The organism is Paenisporosarcina sp., from assembly GCF_057785155.1.
Genome location: NZ_JBYNRN010000030.1, coordinates 1 through 8,114, shown reverse-complemented (window position 1 = coordinate 8,114; position 8,114 = coordinate 1). Strand labels below are relative to the sequence as shown.

Genomic DNA, 8,114 nt, shown 5'->3' with positions numbered 1-8,114 from the left:
CCAGACTCTATACCCATCCTATCAAGTCATTAAAAAATGTGTGGATGAGATCAAAGCAGAACAACAGATGAAACTCAGACAAGAACAACAGCTCAAAGCACAGCAACAAGCTCCTAAAATGAAATCTCGTGGCATGAGTCGCTAAACAGAGCGAGTGTCTACGAGCGAACTGAGAAAATTTGCTCATCCCTTTCCCTGATTACAAGCTCCCTATCCATCAATCACCTGCATGGCAGAGCATCCCGCATGGGTGCGAACTTTCCAAGTTTGATTCCTAAACCGAGCGTAGCGAGAAAAAAAAGCTGATGAGCGAAGCGAATTCCGAGTTGCTTTTGATCGTGCGTTTGCTTTTTCTTAAATTCACGAAAATATGAACCAAAAATTGCCCCGACGAATCGAGCGAAAGCGAGATTCAATAGAGTTTGAGCAAAGCGAAAACCAAGGGCAATTTTTTACTCCCTGGGCTTTTAATTATTTTTAAGCTTTTAAATGCTTTTAGAGAGGCTCAAGTCTTTGTAAATAAAGGCTTCTAGAGCTTATATGACTACGTTTACCTACCAATATGACTACGTTTACCTACCAATAATCTACATTATTTTTTTTGTAGATTTAACTACGTTTACCTTGCATTAATCTACATATTTATTATTATAGATTTATATTCATAAGTAATAATGTAGATAAATAGAATGCGGGACTTAGTAGTTAAAGACAATGCATTAATTAATGCGAGTTATAACTTAGACTTAGTAGAACAACGTTTGATCTTATTAGCTATCGTCGAAGCAAGAGATAGTGGTCGGGGAATCAATGCAAATGACCCTTTAGAAGTCCATGCTGAGAGTTATGTAAATCAATTTAATGTTGCAAGACAAACAGCTTACCAAGCGTTAAAAGATGCCTGTAAAGATCTATTTGTACGTCAATTTAGCTATCAAGAAATTAATAAAAGAGGAAATGTAGAGAATGTTTTAAGTCGTTGGGTCAGCGAAATTAGATATATCGACGATGAAGCTACAGTAAAGTTAATATTTGCCCCTGCAATCGTGCCACTTATTACACGTTTAGAAGAACAATTTACTAAATATGAGTTACAACAGATTAGTAATCTCAGCAGCGCTTATGCTGTGCGATTATATGAATTATTAATTGCTTGGCGCAGTACGGGTCAAACTCCTATTATTGAACTTGCAGAGTTCAGACAAAAAATAGGCGTTCTTGATGATGAATATACAAGAATGGGAAATTTTAAAGATCGAGTATTAAATTTAGCTATTGCTCAAATTAATGAACATACGGATATTAACGTCCAATGTCAGCAACATAAAAAGGGACGTAATATTTCTGGTTTTTCATTCACCTTTAAACTGAAAAAAGTCGTTATAGCTCATACTAAAGAGCAAACTGCTCTTGAGATTTTCTCAAAATTTACCGATGCACAGTGTCATCTTTTTGCCAGTAAATTATCTGAGCTTCCAGATATGAATAAATATTCTCAAGGTACTGAAAGCTACTCACAATTTGCAGTTCGAATTTCTGAAATGCTACGAGATCCACAAAAATTTGAAGAACTACTCCCCTATCTAAAGAAAGTAGGCTTTAATACAAAATAAACTTCATGTTCAGATTGGATGTTCACACGAACATCCTTGTACACGCACTGAGGGATTACATTGAACACAACAAAATTCAGCGTCATGGACGCAAGTAAAGCCTTTAAAAAATCACGTACAACAATATATGAGGCTTTAAAAAATGGTGAATTATCAAGAGATCATGATGGTCTTATAGACTTATCGGAACTTATTAGAGTTTATGGCAATCCAATCAGTGTTCAGTCCAGTACACGCACTGAAAAAGTTCAGAAGGATGTACAGGTACACGTTCAATCTGAAGTTGAAAATGTATTAAAAGATCAGATTTCTTTACTCAAAAATCAGTTAGATTTAGCAAATCAAAGAGAAAAGTCTTTGATGCAACATATTGAAGATCTTACTCACAGAATTGAGTTTAAAGGCACCTTAGAACAGCCAAAACAAGAAAATATTAATCAGCTAAATGAATCTACTAATTCGAATATAGCAACAGATCCTCGGTCACAGGATGAATCAAACTATGACGGATTGACTACTCCTGAGAACAAACGGATCCCTATCCCTGAACATATTGAGCCTGAACCTAAAAAAAGGGGCTTCCTGAGCCGTTTCTTCCTTCCTTATGGTTAGCCAGCACTCCACTTTTTTGATGAGCCAATTTCATTGCCAGCAATGAAATAATGACTCCTCAAAAAACCGGATGATGTTTATTGAAACTGAATAAAATCGTGGAACATTGCTTATTTATTAAGCGTGGAACACTAAAAAAGATAAAAAAAGCCCGAACAGGGATGTTCGGGCTATCAACTAGAAACTACAGCATTGATTTCTAAGTGGAATTATAACGCATTTCGTATAAGGTGTATTATGTTAATTTTAGGAAATTTTAAGAATTAACTCTCAAGTAACTGCCCTATTTCCAACCTACTATATCCTCGCTCTTTTAGAATCAAGACAATAGCTTTTCTATATTCATCAGAACTGGAGGTCTTATATTTTATGATTAATTGATTCTCTGAATTCAGTTCAAGGGCATTCTTATAGGTTAAGACTTCAGTAGAAATCTTATTAAAAATATTTAGATTAAACATACAGGTACTCTTCATCCTGTTATAGCGGCCCGACTACAACAAATACCTGCCTTAGCTTAGCTAGGCACCCTTGGCAGCAAGGATTACAAATTAAGAAAAGTTCTGCAAGTTTTCAAAAGCTATAAGGATGAATAATCAACTAAAATCAATGTTATTTAACATAATGGCTGTTATACGCAATAAAAAAACCTGGGCACCAACCCAGGTCTAAAATTTAAAAAACAGATAAATATCAGTGCAATAAACTCATTTTTCTAATTTCGCATAACGTGTATTATGTTAATTTTAGGAACGCTACAAGATAGATTAGACTCGATTTTTTCTCTTTTTGAGATATAAATAACAAATCAACAGAAAACTAAGCCAAAATAAGTAGTCCAAGATAAAGTAGTGAAGAAGGAACTCATCTAAATCCCAAAAAATAAATAACACGCTTATATTGTTACCAGGTGAAGTGAAATCTCCATCAATTAAGAATACAAAGGGAAAACCTCCTGCAAGTCTATCTACTTCTTCCACCCTATCGACAACTATACGATTAACAGGGATATATCTCTGATAAAATAAAGATAATGATGTCAAAAGAAATGATAATATATTGATATACAATGTTTTTTTCAAAAATACACTTTTTATATTTTAAGTTAAAGATACTATTACTATACCGATTTTTGTAAAATTCATCCCACTATTTAACATAATGGGCGTTATACGAAATTCTGTTGTAAGCCCCAAAAAAAAGCGAGGATTTTCTCCTCGCTCTTTTACTCAACAAATTAGAAGTTATATTTTAATTGAGCATTTACACCATTAAAGCCATCAAACGCATTAACGTGTGTATAAGCTACTTCTGCAGCTAAGTTTGGAGTGAAGTTATAGCCAGCTCCAGCCTGAATGATTAAACCTGAATCATCTTCGCTAGTTGAAACTGTATAACCTCGATAAGTAGCATCTACATCCAGGTCAACACGTGCATAACCAGCCATACCTTTAGCATAGAAGTTATTTGCTAAAGGATATTTAGCTGTTAAGCCAATACCATAGTATTGAACATCGGCATCAGTTCTTACACCAAGTTCTTCTAAATCGCCATCGAACTCGATGTCATTCACAGATTTATTCCAGAATACTTCAGCACCAACATATTCATTAAATTGCAAACCACCATTCAGGCCTAGAAAATGTACATCAACATCATCGTTATTTAAAAATGTATAGCCAGCGCCTACATATGGCTGAATTGTTGTATTACCAGCATTTGCCGTAGTTGCTGCAACAGCCCCAAGAAGTGATACCAAAAGCAGTTTTTTCATTGTATATCTCATGAATATTGAAGTTATATAAAAACCCATAAATCATTGATTTAAAGGATTTGCATATATTGGAAATATAAATAAAAATTTGCAATAAATTTATACTAATTAGTAAGATATTTTTTGATTAATAAATAATCTTTTCTATTTAACATAATGGTAGTTATGCAAAACTAGTAGGCTTTACGCGGAATTCTTAGCATATTCATCTTTTGTCTTATATCTTTGTTTTTACCTATCGGTAAAATATATTCATAACCTATAGAGGAAAAAAGTAGGTAATTAAGAAAAAAATTACAGCGATTTATAAGCCTTATAGTTCCGGGAGAGACTATAAGGCTTTTTCTTTATCTTAAAATTCATATATCTATACTATTTTGATAAACAAAAGCATGGCTGAAAGCCATGCTCTGGGTGTTAATTTCGCATAATTCGTATTATGTTAATTTTAGGAGAACTAACATTTCTGTATTTTTATGGAATATAGCTATGAATTTATCACCCTACGAGATCATTTACTCCTAAATGACCAAACTTGCCATTTATTAGACGACCATCATCTAACTGCACATTTTTAAATTCAATTGTTCCCTCTGAATCATTGACAGTTACACCGGTACAATGATTATTTGTCAATTTACAGTTCCATTTTAGATAGATATTCACATTTAATTGACCCTTCTGTGGTCTTTGATACGCTACATTTACATTTTTAGTAATAGTATCGTATTTCACTGTGAACTCGAGATCAGAGTGATTATCTCGACTCATAAAGCGAAAATATTTACTTTCATTTTCTGCATATACAACTGCTGCAACTGTTTCATCAATTTTAAAAAGTTCATCTCCTGCAATGACTTGACCATAAGGAACTTTTTTTACAAAACCTCCAGATACTTTCAACTCTGGAGAAGCAATATATTCAATAGGGTTAGTAAATAAGTTATTGATGAATTTAAAGGTGGTTATACCATTTTCATAATCTGTATTTAATGTAAAATCTCGATTGAAGTATCCCTTATATATGTACACATCTTTAGGTTGTTCATTACTAAAATAATTCCCCTCCGTTAAAATAAATCTATCGTGATCAAGATCCATAGGATCATTAAAGTTAAAATAGTATTCTTTATCTGTAGTAAAAGTTAAAACAGAGCTAGTTTTCCAATCCAAAAATTTTTCTATTGTTGCAGGTTTACCATTAACAACTAAGTCTGATTTCGCATGATATTCATTAAAGCGTTTGGTGTCCCATACAGGCCAATCAGAATTTACTTCAAACTTAACAGAGCCTTTAATTTTGGCAGTTGATGCAAAGTCATTATTATTTAAACGTCCTTCTATAGAACCATTTGCATTTATAATAAAATAAGTTTTACCATTACTTTGCTTTTCAAATTTATAAGAAAATGTATCACTACACGAATTTTGACATCTAACCGTCAGATGTCCTTTATCATTCTCTGAATAGCTAAAAACTCCAACTTTATCGTCTTTAGGATAAAGATAAAGACCCGCCAAATTATTAATATGGGCAGACAAATCATTGCTTGGTGTAAGAATCTCTAAATCCCACATATTATTGTTAGTAGCAGATGCTTCAATCACACTATCTGTGTGAAATGGTGAAAACTTGATGGTTGAGTTATTAGCAATACCAGAATTTTCAATTTCAAAATAGCCATGTGTCAAATCTGGACTTAATACAGAAGTTTCTACAATAGGCTTCGGCACAGATGTATCTGATGACGTTGGACTACTTTCTCCCCCCCCTCCACCGCATGCGACTAATAAAACAGATAAAAGAGTTAAAGGTAATAATGTTCTTCTATTGTGAAGCATATAAATCCTTGTTTGAAACAAATTACTTTTTTAAATTTTATAAAAACACTGAATTTAGAATACTTTTATAAGCATTCAATATCATTTCATAAAACATTGGAACTTCGTTTTATTCTTATACATGAAGGTAAGCTAGTTGAGTACTTAGAAGATTATTTTTATCTAAAATTTAGTAAAAAAAATCTTCTATTTAAAATTTAAAAAACTGGAATTTTCCACCAACTTACCCCCCATTTAACATAATGGGCGTTATGCGAAACCATTCTTAATTATTTTAATTAAATCAATAATTTGTAAATTTTACATAATCCTAAAAAACACCAAAAAGCCGACACAGAAACAAGTCGGCTTTTTTATGAGCAGTTTTGATAGTTATTGCCAATAAATTTGACTAAGAATTACGCTTTTCAACTTGAGTGATACAATTTTGTGATACATTATTGTATATACAAATTTGAATGTTTTTTATGGAACAGTATTTCGAATGGGATGAGGCAAAGAATCGAAAGAATCAGAAAAAACACGATGTCTCTTTCGAAACAGCAAGCCTTGTTTTTGAAGATCCATTAAGGATCTCAATCCAGGACAGACATACCGATGGTGAAGAACGTTGGCAAACCATTGGAAAAGTAAAAGGCGTACTAATGCTCTTAGTAGCTCACACCATCTTTGATGAAGATGACTGTGAAATCATACGAATCATTAGTGCAAGACAAGTCACTAAGGCGGAGCAAGATAGATATGAGCATGGTTAGATACTCACGCAAAGAACTGAATGAAAAATTCAGCGACAAGCAAGATGCTGAAATTCAACGCTTGCTTGCTAAGGGAACGGTTGCTGACGATCAGCTAGATCTCTCAGATATACCTGAAATTACCGACTGGAGTAATGCTGTACGCCACAATCAATTCTATCGTCCAGTAAAGCAACAAACATCTATTCGTTTAGATGCTGACGTACTTGCATGGTTCAAAGCACAAGGTAAAGGTTATCAGACACGCATGAATGAAATCTTGCGGGATGCCATGCTAAAAGAATTAAAAAATCATCAGTAAAAATGGGAGCTTAAGCTCCCATTTTTTATTACAAAATTCATAAAATTTGATAGAATAGAAAAATTATTTGATTAAATTTTATAGAGTTTTTTATGAAAAAAACAATTATTGGGGCATTAGCTGTTTCAACACTTTTAATTTCTGCATGTAGTACATCACAACCTATGTGGAGAAAAGCTGGAATTACTCCACATGATGCTAATAGTGCTTTAGCAAAATGTCGCTATGACATAGGTTTAGCTAAAGTAAATCAAAATGAAAAAGCTGAAATGATACAAGATTGTATGATGGCACAAGGTTTTAGATACACCTATTAATCTCTATAAAATCCAAATAAATAGGTTTATTAATGAAAAAGTTAATAGGTTTTGCAGCCATAGCTGTTTTTTGTACAAATTCTTTAGCAGAAATCCCTGTAAAAAATAATAGTATTCCTTTCAATAAGCTGCCTATAGAGATTAAAGAAGTAGTTCAAAGTGAGTATATAGATACCTGCCAAGGCATATCTGAAGATGAAGAAATGCAAGTTAAAAATCCTAAAATCACTTTCAATAAAGGGTTTTTAGTAAATATAGATTTTAATAATGATGGCTTAAAAGACTATATTATCCGATCTTCAGACGTTACCTGTGAAGGTGCTTACTCAATTTTCACTGGAAACAGTGATGGCTTTATAGATATCTACTTTCAAAATGAAGCAGGTAAATATGATCATGTTCTTAACTATTGGTTAGGTCGTGAAGGATTGGAGCTTAAAAAAATAAAAGATGGCTATCGTTTTACTTCTGAATATAACGACAGTTATTTAGCGTGGGATAAATCTATAAATAAGTTTATTTCATATTATGGCCCTGAAAAAAGAAAAGATATTTTAGATATAAATGATGAAAACTCTACAACTAGCCAAACTTCTACAGAGAAAGGTGAAGTTCTAAGACAAGCTTTTCAATAATCTAGAAATATTCAAAAGACGCCTTTACATAGGCGTCTTTTTATTTAACATAAAATCTCTTATGTGAAGCAATCTTGTAACTCCAAAATAGAAATGTCCGGTTTCTCCAAAGTAAAAATGTCCGCTTTTAGATAACTTTAGCAACTCGATAGACAGTTGCAACTCCACAATTCACTGCTTTGGCAATTTCTTCCTTAGTCATATTGCCAGCTGCTAGCAATTCTTTTATTCGTTTGTGCTTAGCCTCATTGGCTTTCTTACCTGT

General features: G+C 33.0%; 9 protein-coding genes. 6 read left to right on the top strand and 3 right to left on the bottom strand.

Annotated features, from left to right (window positions below; genetic code table 11):
- Positions 1 to 689 precede the first annotated feature (689 nt).
- Positions 690 to 1,613 carry a replication initiation protein RepM gene (gene repM / locus AC3EA5_RS11070; RefSeq protein ID WP_004811812.1) on the top strand — a complete coding sequence of 308 codons (924 nt, stop codon included), beginning with the start codon at positions 690 to 692 and terminating at the stop codon, positions 1,611 to 1,613.
- A 60-nt stretch (positions 1,614 to 1,673) separates the two neighbouring features.
- A complete protein-coding gene (locus AC3EA5_RS11065) occupies positions 1,674 to 2,225 on the top strand; it encodes a plasmid replication DNA-binding protein (protein ID WP_257218333.1) in 552 nt (183 codons plus the stop codon).
- Between the two features lie 1,237 nt (positions 2,226 to 3,462).
- Here the strand turns inward: AC3EA5_RS11065 and AC3EA5_RS11060 are convergent.
- Complete coding sequence (locus tag AC3EA5_RS11060; RefSeq protein WP_488608400.1) at positions 3,463 to 4,011, bottom strand: porin family protein; 549 nt, start codon at positions 4,009 to 4,011, stop codon at positions 3,463 to 3,465.
- A 486-nt stretch (positions 4,012 to 4,497) separates the two neighbouring features.
- Complete coding sequence (locus AC3EA5_RS11055; protein WP_488608399.1) at positions 4,498 to 5,841, bottom strand: hypothetical protein; 1,344 nt, start codon at positions 5,839 to 5,841, stop codon at positions 4,498 to 4,500.
- A 467-nt stretch (positions 5,842 to 6,308) separates the two neighbouring features.
- On the opposite strand from AC3EA5_RS11055, the gene AC3EA5_RS11050 reads away from it, so the two are divergent.
- From AC3EA5_RS11050 to AC3EA5_RS11035, 4 genes are all read left to right on the top strand, one after another.
- The gene (locus tag AC3EA5_RS11050) at positions 6,309 to 6,596 is read left to right on the top strand and encodes a BrnT family toxin (RefSeq protein ID WP_163167913.1); all 288 of its coding nucleotides are present in this window, start codon (positions 6,309 to 6,311) and stop codon (positions 6,594 to 6,596) included.
- Positions 6,583 to 6,897, top strand: a complete 315-nt coding sequence (locus tag AC3EA5_RS11045; RefSeq protein ID WP_120403538.1) for a BrnA antitoxin family protein — start codon at positions 6,583 to 6,585, stop codon at positions 6,895 to 6,897. The genes AC3EA5_RS11050 and AC3EA5_RS11045 overlap by 14 nt, the downstream gene beginning before the upstream one ends.
- Before the next feature lie 92 nt (positions 6,898 to 6,989).
- Positions 6,990 to 7,214: a hypothetical protein gene (locus AC3EA5_RS11040; RefSeq protein ID WP_071852195.1), complete on the top strand. Its 225-nt coding sequence runs from the start codon at positions 6,990 to 6,992 to the stop codon at positions 7,212 to 7,214.
- Positions 7,215 to 7,246: 32 nt separating this feature from the next.
- Positions 7,247 to 7,849, top strand: a complete 603-nt coding sequence (locus AC3EA5_RS11035; RefSeq protein WP_071852196.1) for a hypothetical protein — start codon at positions 7,247 to 7,249, stop codon at positions 7,847 to 7,849.
- 127 nt (positions 7,850 to 7,976) lie between these two features.
- Here the strand turns inward: AC3EA5_RS11035 and AC3EA5_RS11030 are convergent.
- Positions 7,977 to 8,114: helix-turn-helix domain-containing protein (locus tag AC3EA5_RS11030; protein WP_488608401.1), on the bottom strand; the 138-nt coding region annotated here is incomplete at its 5' end.

Coding starts and splice junctions, on each gene's coding strand:
- repM (WP_004811812.1), top strand. CDS start 690: ATGCGGGACTTAGTAGTTAAAGACAATGCATTAATTAATGCGAGTTAT.
- AC3EA5_RS11060 (WP_488608400.1), bottom strand. CDS start 4,011: ATGAGATATACAATGAAAAAACTGCTTTTGGTATCACTTCTTGGGGCT.
- AC3EA5_RS11055 (WP_488608399.1), bottom strand. CDS start 5,841: ATGCTTCACAATAGAAGAACATTATTACCTTTAACTCTTTTATCTGTT.
- AC3EA5_RS11050 (WP_163167913.1), top strand. CDS start 6,309: ATGGAACAGTATTTCGAATGGGATGAGGCAAAGAATCGAAAGAATCAG.
- AC3EA5_RS11045 (WP_120403538.1), top strand. CDS start 6,583: ATGAGCATGGTTAGATACTCACGCAAAGAACTGAATGAAAAATTCAGC.
- AC3EA5_RS11040 (WP_071852195.1), top strand. CDS start 6,990: ATGAAAAAAACAATTATTGGGGCATTAGCTGTTTCAACACTTTTAATT.
- AC3EA5_RS11035 (WP_071852196.1), top strand. CDS start 7,247: ATGAAAAAGTTAATAGGTTTTGCAGCCATAGCTGTTTTTTGTACAAAT.